The organism is Bradyrhizobium prioriisuperbiae, from assembly GCF_032397745.1.
Lineage (GTDB): Bacteria > Pseudomonadota > Alphaproteobacteria > Rhizobiales > Xanthobacteraceae > Bradyrhizobium_A > Bradyrhizobium_A prioriisuperbiae.
Map to the genome: position 1 here is coordinate 3,072,089 of NZ_CP135921.1, position 16,188 is coordinate 3,088,276.

General features: G+C 63.0%; 13 protein-coding genes. 9 read left to right on the forward strand and 4 right to left on the reverse strand.

What is annotated here, in order from left to right:
- The first annotated feature begins 99 nt into the window (after positions 1 to 99).
- Both RS897_RS14430 and RS897_RS14435 read left to right on the forward strand, forming a co-directional pair.
- On the forward strand, positions 100 to 1,386 hold the full coding sequence (locus RS897_RS14430) for a dicarboxylate/amino acid:cation symporter (protein WP_315837205.1): 1,287 nt from the start codon (positions 100 to 102) through the stop codon (positions 1,384 to 1,386).
- Between the two features lie 23 nt (positions 1,387 to 1,409).
- Complete coding sequence (locus RS897_RS14435) at positions 1,410 to 2,333, forward strand: amino acid ABC transporter substrate-binding protein (protein ID WP_407654492.1); 924 nt, start codon at positions 1,410 to 1,412, stop codon at positions 2,331 to 2,333.
- A gap of 485 nt (positions 2,334 to 2,818) precedes the next feature.
- Here the strand turns inward: RS897_RS14435 and RS897_RS14440 are convergent, their stop codons facing one another.
- The 3 genes from RS897_RS14440 to RS897_RS14450 form a co-directional block, all read right to left on the reverse strand.
- Positions 2,819 to 3,118, reverse strand: a complete 300-nt coding sequence (locus RS897_RS14440; RefSeq protein WP_315837206.1) for a hypothetical protein — start codon at positions 3,116 to 3,118, stop codon at positions 2,819 to 2,821.
- A 58-nt stretch (positions 3,119 to 3,176) separates the two neighbouring features.
- On the reverse strand, positions 3,177 to 4,175 hold the full coding sequence (locus tag RS897_RS14445; protein ID WP_315837207.1) for an aldo/keto reductase: 999 nt from the start codon (positions 4,173 to 4,175) through the stop codon (positions 3,177 to 3,179).
- Positions 4,176 to 4,315: 140 nt separating this feature from the next.
- Entirely contained in the window at positions 4,316 to 5,218 is a 903-nt protein-coding gene (locus tag RS897_RS14450) for a LysR family transcriptional regulator (RefSeq protein WP_315837208.1), read from the reverse strand.
- 190 nt (positions 5,219 to 5,408) lie between these two features.
- Between RS897_RS14450 and RS897_RS14455 the strand changes: the two genes are divergently transcribed.
- Positions 5,409 to 6,233 carry a putative hydro-lyase gene (locus tag RS897_RS14455; protein ID WP_407654493.1) on the forward strand — a complete coding sequence of 275 codons (825 nt, stop codon included), beginning with the start codon at positions 5,409 to 5,411 and terminating at the stop codon, positions 6,231 to 6,233.
- A gap of 52 nt (positions 6,234 to 6,285) precedes the next feature.
- Positions 6,286 to 7,527 carry an ABC transporter substrate-binding protein gene (locus RS897_RS14460; RefSeq protein ID WP_315837210.1) on the forward strand — a complete coding sequence of 414 codons (1,242 nt, stop codon included), beginning with the start codon at positions 6,286 to 6,288 and terminating at the stop codon, positions 7,525 to 7,527.
- An 85-nt stretch (positions 7,528 to 7,612) separates the two neighbouring features.
- On the opposite strand, the gene RS897_RS14465 is transcribed toward RS897_RS14460, so the two are convergent.
- Positions 7,613 to 8,716: an ISAs1 family transposase gene (locus RS897_RS14465; RefSeq protein WP_315837069.1), complete on the reverse strand. Its 1,104-nt coding sequence runs from the start codon at positions 8,714 to 8,716 to the stop codon at positions 7,613 to 7,615.
- Between the two features lie 268 nt (positions 8,717 to 8,984).
- Between RS897_RS14465 and RS897_RS14470 the strand changes: the two genes are divergently transcribed.
- The 5 genes from RS897_RS14470 (at position 8,985) to RS897_RS14490 (ending at position 16,089) form a co-directional block, all read left to right on the forward strand.
- Positions 8,985 to 9,863, forward strand: a complete 879-nt coding sequence (locus RS897_RS14470; protein ID WP_315837211.1) for a branched-chain amino acid ABC transporter permease — start codon at positions 8,985 to 8,987, stop codon at positions 9,861 to 9,863.
- Positions 9,863 to 10,915 (forward strand): branched-chain amino acid ABC transporter permease, encoded by a 1,053-nt coding sequence (locus RS897_RS14475; RefSeq protein WP_315833605.1) that lies wholly within the window; start codon positions 9,863 to 9,865, stop codon positions 10,913 to 10,915. The genes RS897_RS14470 and RS897_RS14475 overlap by 1 nt, the downstream gene beginning before the upstream one ends.
- Positions 10,912 to 11,643, forward strand: a complete 732-nt coding sequence (locus RS897_RS14480) for an ABC transporter ATP-binding protein (RefSeq protein WP_315833604.1) — start codon at positions 10,912 to 10,914, stop codon at positions 11,641 to 11,643. Before RS897_RS14475 ends, RS897_RS14480 begins: the two co-directional genes overlap by 4 nt.
- Positions 11,633 to 12,340, forward strand: coding sequence for an ABC transporter ATP-binding protein (locus RS897_RS14485; protein WP_407654549.1), 708 nt, complete (start codon positions 11,633 to 11,635; stop codon positions 12,338 to 12,340). The genes RS897_RS14480 and RS897_RS14485 overlap by 11 nt, the downstream gene beginning before the upstream one ends.
- Before the next feature lie 110 nt (positions 12,341 to 12,450).
- Positions 12,451 to 16,089, forward strand: coding sequence for a hydantoinase B/oxoprolinase family protein (locus tag RS897_RS14490; protein ID WP_315837212.1), 3,639 nt, complete (start codon positions 12,451 to 12,453; stop codon positions 16,087 to 16,089).
- Positions 16,090 to 16,188: the final 99 nt, after the last annotated feature.

A 16,188-nucleotide genomic window follows, 5' to 3' on the forward strand; every position in this document is an offset into this window, starting at 1 on the left:
GAATGTGCAACAGCACGATGGAGTTCGTCTCCAACTCGGTTGCTCCCTGTTAAATTTTCGTCATACTCAAGCACCGTCGGGATTGGGGAGTGCTTGGCCATGTCCAATAAATTTACTCGCTACATTCTCATTGCCATGGTGCTCGGCATCGTTGTCGGCACCGCCGTTTATGAATATCTGCCGGACAATCGATCGGAAGTCGCCTCCAGCATTAATCTGATCGCGATGCTGTTCCTGCGTCTGATCAAGATGATCATCGCTCCCCTGGTGTTCGCGACGCTGGTCGGCGGTATTGCCCACATGGGCAGCGGCTCCAAGCTCGGGCGAATTTTCGCCAAGACGATGGGCTGGTTCGTCACCGCTTCATTCGTTTCCTTGCTGCTCGGCCTGATCATGGTCAATCTGCTGCAGCCGGGCGCGAACTTTCCAGGCACACTGCCGGCGGCGACCCAGTCGACAGGTCTGCCGGTGTCGGCTTTCTCCCTCGAAAAATTCCTGACCCATCTGATCCCGACCTCGATCGCGGATGCGATGGCGCAAAACGAAATCCTGCAGATCGTGATCTTTGCGGTGTTCTTCTCGGTGGCAATGGGCGCCATGCCGGAACGCTCGAAGCCGATGCTGGCGCTGATCGATGATCTCGGTCACATCATGCTCAAGGTGACAAGTTATGTGATGCTGTTTGCGCCGCTCGCGGTGTTCGCGGCGGTGGCGGCAACGGTGGCCAAGAACGGCCTTGGCGTGTTGTGGAAGCTGGTCGTCTTCATGGGCGGTTTCTACCTGTCGCTCGCCATTCTGTGGGGCATCCTCGTCGTGGTCGGCTTCATCGTCATCGGACCGCGCTACAGCCACCTGCTGCGGCTGATCCGCGAACCGCTGATAATCGCGTTCTCGACCGCGAGTTCGGAAGCGGCCTATCCAAAGACGCTGGAGGGGCTCAACCGCTTTGGCGCCTCGTCGCGCATATCCAGCTTCGTGCTGCCGCTGGGTTACTCGTTCAACCTCGACGGCACCATGATGTACTGCACGTTCGCCAGTATCTTCATCGCGCAGTCCTATCACATCGAGATGTCGCTCGGCACCCAGCTCGCCATGCTGGCGACGCTGATGATCACCTCGAAGGGCGTCGCGGGCGTGCCCCGCGCGTCGCTGGTGGTGATCGCCTCGACGCTGGCCCAGTTCAACATCCCCGAAGCGGGGCTGCTGATGATCATGGGCATCGACACCTTCCTCGACATGGGCCGCAGCGCCACCAATGTGATCGGCAACTCGCTGGCCACTGCTGTCGTCGCCAAGTGGGAAGGCGAACTCGCGCCCGAGCACGAACTGCGTTCGGACGACGTGGTGCCGCCCGACGCGATTCCCGGAGAGCCGGTTCCCGCATAAGTTTCCAAAGATTGGAGCGACCGATGCGTGAATCCGTCAAGACCATGGTTCGGGCGGCCGTGCTGGCCGCCCTTGTCTGGATGCCGGCCACCGCCGGCGCCCAGACCGTCGAGGGAGCGCTCAGTCCCACCCTCGCCAACATCAAGAAGACCCAGACCGTGCGGCTTGGGTATCGCGATGACTCGCTGCCGTTTTCGTTTCTCGATCACGCCAACCGTCCGATCGGCTACAGCCTCGAAATCTGCGAGGCGATTGTCGAGGAGATCGGAACCGTGGTCGATGAGGCGAATCTCAAGATCGATTATGTCAAGGTCACCGTCGACAACCGGATTCCGCCTGTCGTCGAGAACAAGATCGATTTCGAGTGCGGCTCGACCACGGCGAACGCCGAACGCGGCAAGCTGGTCGCGTTCTCGCCGATGATGTATGTGTCCGGCACCAAATTGATGGTGTCCAAGGCGTCTGCGATCAACGAGGCGAAGGACTTGAAGGGAAAGACCCTGGTGGTGTTGAAAGGCACCACCAACGAGCAGGCCATGCACCTGGTCGATACCAAGTTTTCGCTGGGCCTGAAATTCGTGGCCGTCGACAATCGCGAACAGGCCTACCAGGCCCTGATCGACCAGAAGGCGGACGCCTTCGCGAGCGACGATATCCTGCTGTTCGGACTGATCGCGCTGCACAAGTCGCAGGACAAGTTCCGGGTCACCAGCGATTATCTGTCCTACGATCCCTACGGCATCATGTTCCGCAAGGGTGAGCGGCAGGTGACCGAAGTGGTGGAGCGGGCGATGCGCCGGCTTGCCACTAACCAGGACCTGCTGCCGCTCTACAGGAAGTGGTTCGTCGGGCGCCTGCCCACCGGCGAGCGGCTGAATGTGCCGATTTCGGCGCAGCTGGAGGATTCGTTCAGGGTCCTCGACGAATCGAGCACAGGCAGTAGGTAGGACCTCTGGACACGATCCCCTCTTTTGTCGTTGCCGGGCTTGTCCTCCGCGACTTCGGCTTCGCCGAAGTCGCGGAAACAACCTCGCTTAGGGACGCAGTGCCCTCTTAAGCGGGATCACCGGGACAAGCCCCATAGGTGCTAAGAACTGAAGCGTCTCGTCACTTTCAGTGTCGTCCCCCGGCTTGACCTCTGCGACTCGGCGAAGCCGAGTCGCGCTTGGGACCCAGTAAACGCAGGCGTTCGTAATATGCTCTGTGCTTAGGGCACTCACACCGGGCATACTGGATGCCCGCTTCGCGGGCATGACAGCAGAATGTGGGAGACACCTCGGCGCACAAACAGGGAATCTTAGCGCCCATGGGGACAAGCCCGGTGATGACGATAGTGGGTGGGACGCCTTCGTCTCCCGCAATAATGACAGGGGAGATGTGAATCTGACAGGCGACATCTGGGGCAGGCATCGCACGTCTGCGGACGGCGGCCTCAGCCTTGCGCCAAGAATGCGCGGACCAGTTCGTCCCATTCCTCATCGAGCGTCAGCCGCGACGGCGGGGCACCGTAGCGGCGATACCAGTACGCGGCATTGGAGTGATCGCCTTCCTTGCGATGGAGGTAGGCGTGCACGTGCATACCCGCCGCATCGTCGCGCTCCTGGGCGCGCTCATGCGCCTTGCCCCAATCGCACTTTGCATCCCACCACAAGGCCTGCAGGGCGAGGCTCAGGTCGGCGGGCGGCTGCGAGTGCGCAGTTGAGTCTCTGAAGGTTTGCAGATCCAATTTCATGGAGCGTCTCCAGACCTGGTGCGAGTTCAAGATGCCGCCTGGCTGTCAGTCTCGGCGATTATCGCGGTTCGCCGGAAAAGCCGTGCCGCAGTTCGGACAACCGGTCGAGTGCCACTTTCGGCAGTGGACCTTTCTCGACCGCAGCGAGGGCGTCGTCGAACTGTTGTGGCGTCGCGATGCCGATCAGAAGTGTCCCCATCGCCGCGTGAGACAGCGCGAACCGTGTCGCGGCCTCCGCCAGGCTCGCGGCAAACCCGTCCTTCACCAGCGCCATGAGACGTCGTGCGCGATCGAGATCGGCATCGTAGCTCATGGCCGAACCGATCGGCTCGGGCGCGGGACTGGCGATCGGATGGCGCTCGGCCGCGCCCGACAGCGCGCCCCCGGCGAGCACGCGGATGCCCACCACGCCGACGCCGGCCGTGGTAGCGTGATCGAACAACCGGCCATAATCTTGTGCCGGATAATTCGCCGGCAAGTCCTCGGCGGCCGATGGATTGAGCATGTTGTAGACGACCTGTGCGCTGTCGAAAGCGCGGGAGTCGATTACCTGCTGCAGGGGCGCGGTGTCGCCGACGGCGGTGATCCCGAGGAAGCGGGTCTTTCCCTGCTCGCGAAGGCGCGTGAATGCCGGCACCACATCGTCGAGCACCTGTCGGGCGCTCAGCGTTCCTTCGCCGCCTGTTGCGGTGATCGGATTGTGCAGGTGAAAGATGTCGACCCGGTCGAGACCAAGCCGCGCCAGGCTGCCTTCGAGTGACGCTGCTGCGGCGTTGCCGATACAGCCGTCGTCACCTGGAAGCAACCGGACCTTGGTGCCGACGAACACATTGGCTGGCTTCAAATTCCGTAAAATGCGGCCGAGGTTCTTTTCCGACTCGCCGTTGCCATACTGTACGGCGGTGTCGAAGTAATTCACGCTGGCGTCGACGGCCCGCGCGACGGCGCGCTCCTGGTCGGCCGGGTCGCCGCGCACCATCAGTCCGCCGACGGCACCGCATCCGAAGCCGAGCACCGAGAGCTTCAGTCCCGTGCGTCCAAAGTTGCGCAACTGCATTGCTGTTTCTCCGACTGTGCGTCAGGGGGCATGAATTCGCCGAATGGGCAAGGATATCATATCGAGCGCGCATGACTTGTTACTGATATGGCGAGACCGAGCGCGAAGGTTCGCACGACGTCACACGCCGGCTCCGCGCATCATCCCGCGGCCTGCGTCCTCTGTCCTTGCGCCAATTCCACCGCCATCTGCGCCACCAGTTCGACCGCCAGCGCATCGGGGGACGCGAGCCAGCTTGCGGAAAACGTCAGCGACGGGATCGAGATGGTGGTCTTGAGCAGTTGCAGCCGGCCGTCGGCGATCTCGTTCTCGACAATGGCGGTCGGGATCACAGCGATGCCGAGGCCCTCGATCGCCATGTGGATCACGGTGGCCAGCGACGCGCTGGCGTGCAGCCGCACCGAAGGCAGGTCGGAGCGGTTGAACAGCGAGCGGATCAGCTCGTAGGGTTGGGTCTTGCGCGGGAATGTGATCATCGGAAATTGCGCGAGATCGTGCGCGGTCATGGTCTTGTCCCCGAGCTTCAGCGCGGGGCTGGCGAGGAAGCCGTTCGGGTACGCGCACAGCACCCGATTGCGCACCGTCGGCGCGGTCAGCGGTCCCAGCAGGAACGCCAGATCGATCTCCTGCGCCAGCAGCCGGGCGCGCAGGTTCGGGGTGATGTCGACCTCGATTTCCAGCGACAGGTTCGGATAGGTGGTGTTCACATCCTTGATCAGGCGCGACAGCCAGGTGTGAACGATGGTTTCCGACACGCCGAGCCGTAGTACGCCGCGCATGGCGGTGCGGTCGCGCACCGCCGCTAGCATCTCTGCGCGCAGCCCGATCAGCTTCTCGGCATAAAGCATCATCTGCCGGCCGCTCGGCGTCGGCAGCGCCGCGCGGTTGTCCCGCTGCAGCAGCCGCACGCCCATCTCGGCCTCGAGCTGCGCGATACGCTGGGAGATCGCCGGCTGGGTGGTATTGAGCTTGTGCGCGGCGCCGCGGAAGCTGCCGAGGGCCACCACCCAGACGAACGTCTCGATGTTTTTGAAATCTACCATCCGCCAAACCCGTAAAAGGGTAGATAAGTCAGATTTATCGATCTTGATCCAAAAAGACGATTAGACATTATCGTGTCACAATGGTCCCCTGTCGAGAGGAACGATCCTTGCAAAGCGCAGGGACCGAAAAGACAGGGACCGCAATCGGCAACCGAGATCGGGGACCGAGTAAGGCGGGACCAAGAAAAAAATGGATGTGTTTATGTCTATCAGCCAACCGCAGGACTCACTCGCCGCCCCGCAAGCTGGCCGGGAGGCCCGTCTGGCCTGCCGCACCGGCCAGATCACCGGTTCGACCGCCAACATCGCCAACGGATATGTGCAGGGCAACCTGGCCATCCTGCCGGAAAAGCTGGCGGCGTCGTTTCACCGCTTCTGCCAGTTCAATCCCAAGCCGTGCCCGATCATCGGCATCTCCGAAGTCGGTAACCCGCGAATCCCTTCGCTCGGGATCGATCTCGATATCCGCACCGACCTGCCGCGCTACCGGGTCTGGCGCGACGGCAAGCTGATCGAAGAGCCGACCGACATCATGGCGCACTGGCGCAGCGATCTTGTCGCGTTCGTGATCGGATGCTCGCAATCGTTCGAAGGCGCGTTGATGGCCGACGGTCTCGGCCTCCGTCATATCGAGGAGGATTGCACGGTGCCGATGTATCGCACCAATGTGCCGTGCGTGCCGGCGGGACCGTTCGCGGGCCCGATGGTGGTATCGATGCGTCCGTTCAAGCCGGCCGATGCAATCCGCGCGATCCAGATCACGACGCGGTTTCCTTCGGTGCATGGTGCGCCGGTGCATCTCAGCAACCCGACCGACATCGGCATTGCCGACATCGGCAAGCCCGACTATGGCGACGCGGTGAGCATCGGGCACGATGAAGTGCCGGTATTTTGGGCGTGTGGCGTGACTCCGCAATCGGTCATTCTGGAATCGCGTCCCGATTTCGCCATCACCCATGCGCCGGGTGCCATGCTCATCACCGATCGGCGCAACACTGAATTCGCCATCCAATAGCGAAAACATCGACGCCGCATACCGGCGCTCTTAACCTCCAGGAGTCATCTCGATGAATCGTCGTGAAGTTCTGCTATCCGGCGCCGCGCTGTCCCTGCTCGGGACGCGCGCCTTGGCCCAGTCCGGCGGAGAAATTCCCGTCGGCGTGATCTATCCGCTGTCGGGTTCAAGCGCCCAGGTCGGCGTCGATGCGCGTCATGCGCTGGAGACCGCGGCCGAGATCGTCAACAACAGCTACGACCTCGATCTGCCGACGGCGAAAAACGCCGGCCTCCCTGGGCTCGGCAACGCTAAGATCAAGCTGATCTTCGCCGATCATCAGGCCGACCCGCAGAAGGGGCGCGCCGAAACCGAGCGGCTGATCACCCAGGAAAAGGTTGTCGCCATCATCGGCGCCTACCATTCGTCGGTATCAGCCACGGCGAGCGCGACCTGCGAACGTTACGGCGTTCCCTATGTGGCGGCGGATTCGTCATCGCCCAGCCTGCACACCCGCGGGCTGAAGTTCTTCTTCCGCCCCGCCGCGCACGACGAGATGTTCTCGCTTGGGATGTTCGAGTTTCTCGACGCGCAGAAGAAGGCCGGCAAGAAGGTCGACACCCTCGGCATCTTCTATGAGGACACGATTTTCGGCACCGATTCCTCGAACGTGCAGCGCAAGCTCGCGGCCGAGCGCGGCTACAAGATCGTGGCCGACATCAAGTACAAGTCCAATTCGCCGTCATTGACCGCCGAAGTGCAGCAGCTCAAGTCGGCCAATCCGGACGTGCTGCTGCCGTCGAGCTACACCACCGACGCCATCCTGTTGATGAAGACCATGGATGAGCTCGGTTACAAGCCGAAGAACATCGTGGCCCAGGCTGCGGGCTTTTCGGAAAAGGCGTTCTTCGATGCAGTCGGCGACAAGGCGATCGGCATCATCTCGCGCGCCAGCTTCTCGCTCGACATGGCGCAGAAGCGGCCCAGCATCCTCAAGGTCAACGAGATGTTCAAGGCCCGTGCCGGGCGCGACCTCAACGACAACACCTCGCGTCAGTTGATGGCGGTCCTGGTGCTGGCGGATGCGATTGACCGCGCCAAGTCGGCCGACGGCGAAAAGATCCGGGCCGCGCTGGCGGCAACCGATATTCCTGGCGACCGCACCATCATGCCGTGGAAGCGGGTCAAGTTCGGGGCCGATGGGCAGAACGTCGACGCCGACCCCGTGCTGATTCAATATATCGGCGGCAAGTTCGTTACCGTTTATCCCACCTCGGTGGCGGTCGCCGAGCCGCTCTGGCCGATGAACGCGTAAAGCTTGAGATGAGGCCTCCGCCCGCGCGGCGCGCCTCTCCATTGCGATGACGCACGGCGCACCCCTCTCCCCGCTTGCGGCAGGGCTATCGCATATGGCTGAGGATCTGCATGAGGAAGGTATCGTCCCAGCCGGCGCGCTTGATTTTGCGGCGCAGAGAAGCTCGATCCGGGTGAGTTCGCAGAATGTTGAGGGCCAGCCTTCGCAGAATGGCGAGGTTCTCGGGAGCGTTGTCTTTTCGCGCACGATTGCCATCCTCGGCGAAATGGACGTCGAGGACCCAATGAAGCTGGTTCTCGATGCCCCAGTGACTGCGCGTGACGTGCAGCAGCCGCTTGGGGGAGATGTATTTGGACAGCAAATAGTATCGCACGGCCGGGGCATCGGCCCGCCGACCCCGCAAGCGCCTGCGCGATGTGACGCGGCCCACCGCAGCCGCGCCCGGGAAGCCGTAGAGGGTGGCCAAGCTGGTATTGCGCATGATGGTCGCGCGCCGAGCTTCGCGCCGATCGTGGGTGGATTGGTTGATCTGCTCGGCGACGCTGCGCTTGCCCGATCGCGCAAACTGTTGCGTAACCGCGGTGAACAAACGCCCGCGGTTTGCCTTGATCGCCAGAACATAGTGGCCGCCACGCTCGCGCACCGCTGCCGCAAAGGCTCGGTGGCAATGCAGTGCGTCGGCTGTAACGATGCAGCCTTCGAGGGACAGAAGCTCGAGCACTTCCAAAGCGCCCGCCGTCTCGTTGCGACCGGGTGCTTTCTGCTGGGCCAAAGCCATACGGGCGTCCACCGCAAAGACGTTGACCAGATGCAGCGGCGTGGCCTTGCCACCGCGTTCGTAGGCCCCGCGCAAAGCCTTGCCGTCGACTGCCACCACTCCAGAAAGCTTGAGCCCATTGGCCTTGGCAAAGGCGGCCATGAAACGACGGAATGCGTTCTCGAAGGCCTGCGGCTTGAGCAGGCGGAACACCCGGCTGAACGTATCGTGGCTCGGGATGCCATGCTCCAGACGCAGGAACAGCCGCAACAGCCCCTCTTTGGACTGGCCGAAGTCCGCCATATCCGAGCAGGACTCCGCCCCACACAACGTTGCCGCCAGCGCGATGAACAACACTTCCAGCAGGTCGTGCCTTGCATTCTCCGCCCGCGGGTCTGGCAGCTGCCGAAAATTGCTCCTGAACTGCTCCATCCGACTCCCTCCGTGATCCGGGAGTCATGTTCAGAATCCGTCTTGCCTTCCAATGCAATAGGGGACGCAAAGCCATATGCGATTCCCCTGCCGCTTGCGGGGAGAGGGGTGGGGTGAGGGGCTTTTTCAATCTGCGAAGTTTGTGGCGGCGCCCCCTCCTCCGCCGCGATAGCGCACGGCGATCTCTCCCCGCAAGCGGGGCGAGGTGACGTGCGGCGCGTTGTGATGTGTCACGAACTTCGGATGTGGGCACGAGGATGTTGCAGACATGACGACACAGGCGCTTTTGCAAGTGCTGGCGAGCGGCCTCCTGATGGGGCTGATCTACGCCCTGATCGCGGTGGGGCTGTCGCTGATCTTCGGGCTGATGGACGTGGTGAACTTCGCCCATGGCGAGTTCCTGATGCTGGCGATGTACGCCACCTTCGGCCTGGTGCTGGCCACCACGCTGGATCCGATCCTGCTGATGCCGCTGGTGGTGGCCATCATGTTCGCGGTCGGGGTCTCGGCCTATGCCGGCGTGGTGCGTTATGCGATGCGCGCCACCACCAACCAGGGCATGGTGCAGATCTTCGCCACCTTTGGTTTGGCCATCCTGATCCAGGGCCTGGCGCAGTATTTCTTCACGCCCGATTTCAAGAGCATCCAGCACTCCTGGCTCGGCGGCCGCACCCTCGATGTTGGCGGCGTGTTCCTGCCCTGGCCGCAGATCTATGGCGGCCTGATTTCGCTTGCGACCTTCGGCGGCCTGTTCCTGCTGATCACCCGCACCGATTTCGGCAAGGCGCTGGAGGCGACGCGTGAGGACCAGGGCGCCGTGGCCCTGGTCGGCATCGACCGCAACCGCGTCTTCGCGCTGGGCTGGGGGCTTGGTGCCGCGCTTGTCGGACTTGCCGGGGCGGTGCTGGCGGTCTTCTATTACATCCATCCCAATGTAGGCAGCACCTTCGGCCTGATCGCCTATGTCACGGTGGCGCTCGGCGGTTTCGGCAGCATCTTCGGCGCGCTGGTCGCCGGTGTCGTTGTCGGGCTGGTCGAGGCGCTGACCACGGTGATCCTGCCGCCGGCGCTGAAGTCGGTCGGCATCTACACGCTCTATCTCGGTGTGTTGTTCATCAGGCCGAGCGGCCTGTTCGGGAGGCTGTGATGAGCGACGATGCCATGACCACACCAGTGGCCACACCTGCAACGACACCAACGCCGGTCAGTTTGTCTCCGATCGCCGGCCATCTCACCGCCCGCCGCCGCCAGTTGATCACGGCGCTGATCGTGTTTGCGGCGCTGGCGCTGGTGCCCAAGCTGATCTCCGACGTCTATCTGATGAATGTGCTGATCCTGACGCTGCTGTTCGCGGCGCTGTCGCAGAGCTGGAACATCCTCGGCGGCTATTGCGGCCAGGTCTCGCTCGGGCATGCGCTGTATTTCGGGATCGGCGCCTATGTCACCAGCATCCTGTTCGTGAAGTTCGGCATCGTGCCCTGGGTGGGCCTGGCCGCCGGCGGGGTGTTGGCCTCGCTGCTGGCGCTGGCGCTGGGCTATCCCTGTTTTCGGCTGAAGGGGCATTATTTCTCGATCGCCACCATCGTGATCGCCGAGATGGGCCTCTTGCTGGTGCACAACTGGGATTATGCAGGGGCTGCGCTCGGCATCCAGTGGCCGTTCGGCCCCGACAGCTGGTGGACACTGCAATTCGCCCGCGACAAGGCGCCGTACTTCTATTTCGTGCTGGGCTTGTTTGCGGTGGTGTGGCTGGTCACCTTCGCCATTGTGGAGTCGCGCTGGGGTTACTGGTGGCGGGCGGTGAAGGACAACCCGGAAGCCGCCGAGAGCCTCGGCGTCACCGTGTTCCATTCCAAGATGGCGGCGGCGGGCGTCTCTGCCTTCTTCACCGCCATCGGTGGTGGCTTCTACGCGGCGTTCGTCTCCTACATCGACCCGGAAAGCGTGATGCAGTTCCGCTTCTCGCTGCTGATGGCGCTGCCGGCGGTGCTGGGTGGCATCGGCTCGCTGTGGGGGCCGGCGGTCGGCGCCCTGATCCTGATCCCGCTGGCCGAGTTCACCCGCTCCTACATGGGCGGCAGCGGCTCGGGACTCGACCTCGCGGTCTATGGCGCCCTGATCATGGTGGTGTCGCTGACCCGTCCCGAGGGCATCATGAGCATCTTCGACGGCTTCGGACGGAAGAGGGCGGCGTCATGAGCGAGACGCTGGTGATCTGCAACAAGGTGACCCGCCGTTTCGGCGGCCTGGTGGCCAACGAATCCATCGACATGACCATCAACCGGGGCGAGATTTTGGGACTCATCGGGCCGAACGGTGCCGGCAAGTCCACGCTGTTCAACCTGATCGCCGGTGCGTTTCCGCCGTCGTCGGGATCGATCCACTTCGAGGGCCGTGACGTCACAACCATGCCGGCCGCGGATCGCTGCATCCTCGGCATCGCCCGCACCTACCAGGTGCCGCGCTCCTTCGATTCGATGTCGGTGGTGGAGAATGTCATTGTCGGCGCCTTCGTCCGCCATCCAAGGGCCAGCCAGGCCCGGCTGAAGGCGCTGGAGGTGCTGGACTATGTCGGACTCACTGCGCAAGCCAATGTCTCGGCCGGTGACCTGACCCCGCCGCAGAAGCGTCGGCTGGAAGTGGCGCGCGCGCTCGCCACCGAACCCAAATTGCTGCTGCTCGATGAAGTGCTGACCGGACTGACGCCGGCGGAATCCCGCGCCGGCGCTGAACTGGTGCGCAAGATCCGCGACAGCGGCATCACCATTGTGATGGTGGAGCATGTCATGGAGGTGGTGATGCCGCTGGTGGACCGCGCCGTGGTGCTCAATCTGGGGCGGGTGCTGGCGGAGGGACATCCCAAGGACGTGGTCAAGGACGACGGTGTCATTGCCGCCTATCTCGGAGATCGCCACCGTGCTGCTTGAGGTCGCAAATATCACCACCGCCTATCGGGGCCTGGTTGCCATCTCCGACATCTCGATCTCGGTTGCCGCCAACGAGATCGTGACGGTGGCGGGCGCCAATGGCGCCGGCAAGTCGACGCTGTTGAAGTCGATCGCCGGGATGGAAAAGGCCCGTTCCGGCACCGTGAACTTTGCCGGCGAACGCATCGACACCGTGCCGGCCCACCAGATCACGGCACGGGGCCTGGCCTATGTGCCGGAGAACAAGCGGCTGTTCCCGCGGCTGTCGGTGGCCGACAATCTGCGGCTCGGCAGCTATCTGTACCGCGACAAGCCTGATCGTGACGCGCCGCTGGAGTTCGTGTTCAAGCTGTTTCCGCGGCTGCAAGAGCGGCTGGAGCAGCGTGCGGCGACGCTATCGGGCGGCGAGCAGCAGATGCTGGCGATATCCCGTGCCCTGATGACCCGTCCCAGGCTGCTGATGCTGGATGAGCCGTCACAAGGCATCATGCCCAAGCTGGTCGACGAGATTTTTGCCGCCGTGCAGAAGATCCGTGACACCGGCGTCACCGTGCTGCTGGTCGAGCAGCGGCTGTCGGAGAGCCTGGAGATTTCCGACCGCGCCTATGTGCTGCAGACCGGCCGCATCGTCATGAGCGGCCCTGCCGCGGAGATCCGCGATAACCCGGAGGTGAGGCGGATCTACCTCGGAATGTGACGGATGGATCTGCCGAAACGAAACTGACGTAAACCTGAAGGCAGTGCCGACGCAATGCAGCTCTTTGCATGCGAGCGGTCTGCTATTGTCTGAACTTGACGGAGACTGAGATGTCACGCTGGAATTTCTGGATCGATCGTGGCGGCACGTTCACGGATGTGATCGGCCGCGACCCGCAGGGCGGCCTGCACGCCCGCAAGCTGCTGTCGGAAAATCCCGGTGCCTATCGCGACGCCGCGGTCGCCGGCATTCGCGCCCATCTCGGGCTTGAAACGGACCAGCCGATCCCGGAAGGTCTGATCGATGAGGTGCGGATGGGGACGACGGTGGCGACCAACGCGCTGCTGGAGCGCAAGGGCGACCGCACGCTGTTTGTCACCACCCGCGGTTTCCGCGACGTGCTCGAGCTGGGCTACCAGGATCGCCGGCATATCTTCGCCCGCAACATCATCAAGCCCGATCAGCTCTATGAGCAGGTCATCGAGGTCGATGAGCGCATGCGTGCGGACGGCACGATCGAGCGCGCCATCGATCTGCCTAACGCGGTTGAGGCGATGAAGGCGGCCTATGCGGCCGGCATCCGCGCCATCGCCATCGCACTGATCCATGGCTATCGGTTTCCCGATCACGAGAAGGCGCTGACGGAAGCCGCCATCCGCATCGGTTTCACCCAGGTATCGGCGAGCCACGACGTGTCGCCATTGATCAAGCTGGTCGGCCGGGGCGATACCACGGTGGTGGACGCATATCTCTCGCCGATCCTGCGCCGTTATGTGGCGCAGGTCTCCGAGGAACTGGATATCAAACGCACCGGCATCCGGCTGATGTTCATGATGTCTTCGGGCGGGCTCACCGCTGCCGATCTGTTCCAGGGGCGCGATGCCATCCTGTCCGGCCCGGCCGGCGGTGTGGTCGGCTTTGCCAAGACCGGCGACGCGGCCGGCTTTCACCGTGTCATCGGCTTCGACATGGGGGGCACCTCGACCGACGTCGCGCATTTCAACGGCGAGTACGAGCGCGCGTTCGAAACGGAAGTTGCCGGGGTGCGCAGCCGCGCGCCGATGATGCTGATCCACACCGTGGCGGCGGGAGGCGGATCGCTGCTGCAGTTCGACGGCGCCCGCTTCCGTGTCGGCCCGGAATCCGCCGGCGCCAACCCAGGACCGGCGTGCTATCGCCGCGGCGGGCCGCTGGCAGTGACCGACGCCAATGTCATGACCGGAAAGCTGATTGCGGATTTCTTTCCGGCGATCTTTGGCCCCGACCAGAGGCAGCCGCTTGATACCTCGATCGTGCGCGATAAGTTCGCCGAGATGGCGACGCAGGTTGGAGGCGGCCAGACACCGGAACAGGTCGCCGATGGCTTCATCCAGATCGCGGTCGCCAACATGGCGGAAGCGATCAAGAAGATTTCTGTGCAGCGCGGCTACGACATCACCGCCTATGCGCTGAATTGTTTCGGCGGCGCCGGCGGGCAGCACGCATGCCTGGTGGCCGATGCGCTTGGCATGACCAAGGTGCTGATCCATCCGATGTCCGGCCTGTTGTCGGCGTATGGCATGGGCCTCGCGGACATCCGCGCCGTCCGGGTGCAGGCGCTTGACGTGCCGCTGGAGGCGGCGAGCGAGCCGCTGGCAGCGATTGGCAAGGAGCTCGGCGATCTCTGCCTGTCGGAATTGACCGGGCAGGGGGTTGAGCGCAGTGCTGTCACCGTCAATGTCAGCGCCCACATCCGATATGCCGGCACCGACACCACGCTGGAGATCCCCGCATTCTCCAGCCGTGCCGGCCAGATCTCCGCCGATCATCGCCAGACACTGCGGGACAATTTCCTGACAGCCCATCGCCAGCGATTCGGTTTTGTCGACGGGTCCAAACCGCTGGTGGTCGAGGCGATCAGTGTCGAGGCGGTTGGCGGCGCGGCAACATTCAGCGAGCCGGAGCGCGAGGCTGTGGCGGCGGACATTCCGCCCAGCGCACGTCGCACGCAGTTCTTCAGCGCTGGCCGCTGGCATGAAGCTGAGGTCTATCAGCGCGAAGCGATCGTCCCTGGACACCGCATGCCGGGTCCCGCTGTTATCATCGAGCCGAACCAGACCATCGTGGTGGAAGATGGCTGGGAAGCCCGGCTGACCGGGCGCGACCATTTGGTGCTGGCGCGGGTCAAGGCGATGCCGGCGCGGGCCGCGGTCGGCACCGCCGCCGATCCGGTGATGCTGGAAATCTTCAACAATCTGTTCATGTCGATTGCCGAACAGATGGGCGTCACCCTGCAGAACACCGCCTATTCGGTCAACATCAAGGAACGGCTCGATTTTTCCTGTGCGATCTTCGATGCCACAGGCGCGCTTGTCGCCAATGCACCGCACATGCCGGTGCATTTGGGATCGATGGACAAGTCGGTCGAAACCATCCTGACCCAGAATACGGATATCCGCCCCGGCGACGTCTATGCGATCAACGCGCCCTATAATGGCGGCACCCATCTGCCGGATATCACGGTCTGCACCCCGGTGTTCGACGACAGCGAGACGAAGATCATCTTCTGGATCGCCAGCCGCGGCCATCATGCCGATGTCGGCGGCATCGCGCCGGGCTCAATGTCGCCGGTCGCCGTCACCATCGAGGAAGAGGGCGTCTACATCGACAACTTCAAACTGGTTGATCGCGGAACGTTCCGGGAAAAGGAACTCGAAACGCTGCTGACCACGGCCAGGTATCCGGTGCGCAATGCCGTGCAGAACATCAATGATCTCAAGGCGCAGATCGCGGCCAATGAGAAGGGTGTGGCCGAACTGAAGAAGATGATCGGCTATTTCGGCATGGATGTGGTCAATGCCTATATGGGCCACGTCCAGGACAACGCCGAGGAGAGTGTCCGGCGGGTGCTCGATCGGCTGGCTGATGGCGAATTCAGCTACGAGATCGACCAAGGCTCGGTCATCAAGGTCAGGATCAGCGTCGACAAGGCGAAGCGTGAGGCCACCGTCGATTTCACCGGCACCAGCCCGCAGCGGCCGGACAATTTCAATGCGCCGGCGCCTGTCACCCGCGCCGCCGTGCTTTATGTGTTCCGGGTCATGGTCGACGACATGATCCCGATGAATGCCGGGTGTCTGCGCCCAATCAGGCTGGTGGTGCCTGAGGGGTCGATGCTGGCACCGCGTTATCCCGCCGCCGTCGTTGCCGGCAATGTCGAGGTCAGCCAGGCGGTCACCAACTGCCTGTTCGGTGCGCTGAAGGCGCTGGCAAGCGCCCAGGGCACCATGAACAACCTGACTTTTGGCAATGATCGTTACCAGTATTACGAGACGATCTGTTCCGGTGCGCCGGCAGGTCCTGATTTCGATGGCGCGTCCGGCGTGCACACCCACATGACCAATTCACGCCTGACCGATCCGGAGATCCTGGAAACGCGTTTTCCGGTGGTGCTGGAAGAGTTCACCATCCGCCGCGGCTCCGGCGGCAGGGGGCGGCACACGGCAGGCGACGGCACGCGGCGCACCATCCGCTTCCTGGAAACCATGGAGTGCGCGATTCTTTCCGGTCATCGGCGTGTCCAGCCGTTCGGCGTCGACGGCGGAGAGCCCGGTCAGCTCGGTGAAAATCTTGTGCGCCGCACCGGCGGCATTGAGAAGCTGGGCGGATGCGCCAGCGTGGTGCTGGTCGCAGGTGACGCGGTGACCATCGTTACTCCGACGGGCGGTGGGTTTGGCTCAGTCAGCGGGTCGCCGAAAACGCAAATGTGAAATTTGCATTGGACACCTGATCTTGAAATCGAGCATCTGGTTTGATCGCTGCCGGATAAAAAAAGACGGCGGCGTGAGAACGCGCGCTGCTCAACGCAA

Excerpts from the sequence above, each read along its gene's own strand:
- RS897_RS14430 (WP_315837205.1), top strand. The coding sequence starts at position 100 with ATGTCCAATAAATTTACTCGCTACATTCTCATTGCCATGGTGCTCGGC.
- RS897_RS14435 (WP_407654492.1), top strand. The coding sequence starts at position 1,410 with ATGCGTGAATCCGTCAAGACCATGGTTCGGGCGGCCGTGCTGGCCGCC.
- RS897_RS14440 (WP_315837206.1), bottom strand. The coding sequence starts at position 3,118 with ATGAAATTGGATCTGCAAACCTTCAGAGACTCAACTGCGCACTCGCAG.
- RS897_RS14445 (WP_315837207.1), bottom strand. The coding sequence starts at position 4,175 with ATGCAGTTGCGCAACTTTGGACGCACGGGACTGAAGCTCTCGGTGCTC.
- RS897_RS14450 (WP_315837208.1), bottom strand. The coding sequence starts at position 5,218 with ATGGTAGATTTCAAAAACATCGAGACGTTCGTCTGGGTGGTGGCCCTC.
- RS897_RS14455 (WP_407654493.1), top strand. The coding sequence starts at position 5,409 with ATGGATGTGTTTATGTCTATCAGCCAACCGCAGGACTCACTCGCCGCC.
- RS897_RS14460 (WP_315837210.1), top strand. The coding sequence starts at position 6,286 with ATGAATCGTCGTGAAGTTCTGCTATCCGGCGCCGCGCTGTCCCTGCTC.
- RS897_RS14465 (WP_315837069.1), bottom strand. The coding sequence starts at position 8,716 with ATGGAGCAGTTCAGGAGCAATTTTCGGCAGCTGCCAGACCCGCGGGCG.
- RS897_RS14470 (WP_315837211.1), top strand. The coding sequence starts at position 8,985 with ATGACGACACAGGCGCTTTTGCAAGTGCTGGCGAGCGGCCTCCTGATG.
- RS897_RS14475 (WP_315833605.1), top strand. The coding sequence starts at position 9,863 with ATGAGCGACGATGCCATGACCACACCAGTGGCCACACCTGCAACGACA.
- RS897_RS14480 (WP_315833604.1), top strand. The coding sequence starts at position 10,912 with ATGAGCGAGACGCTGGTGATCTGCAACAAGGTGACCCGCCGTTTCGGC.
- RS897_RS14490 (WP_315837212.1), top strand. The coding sequence starts at position 12,451 with ATGTCACGCTGGAATTTCTGGATCGATCGTGGCGGCACGTTCACGGAT.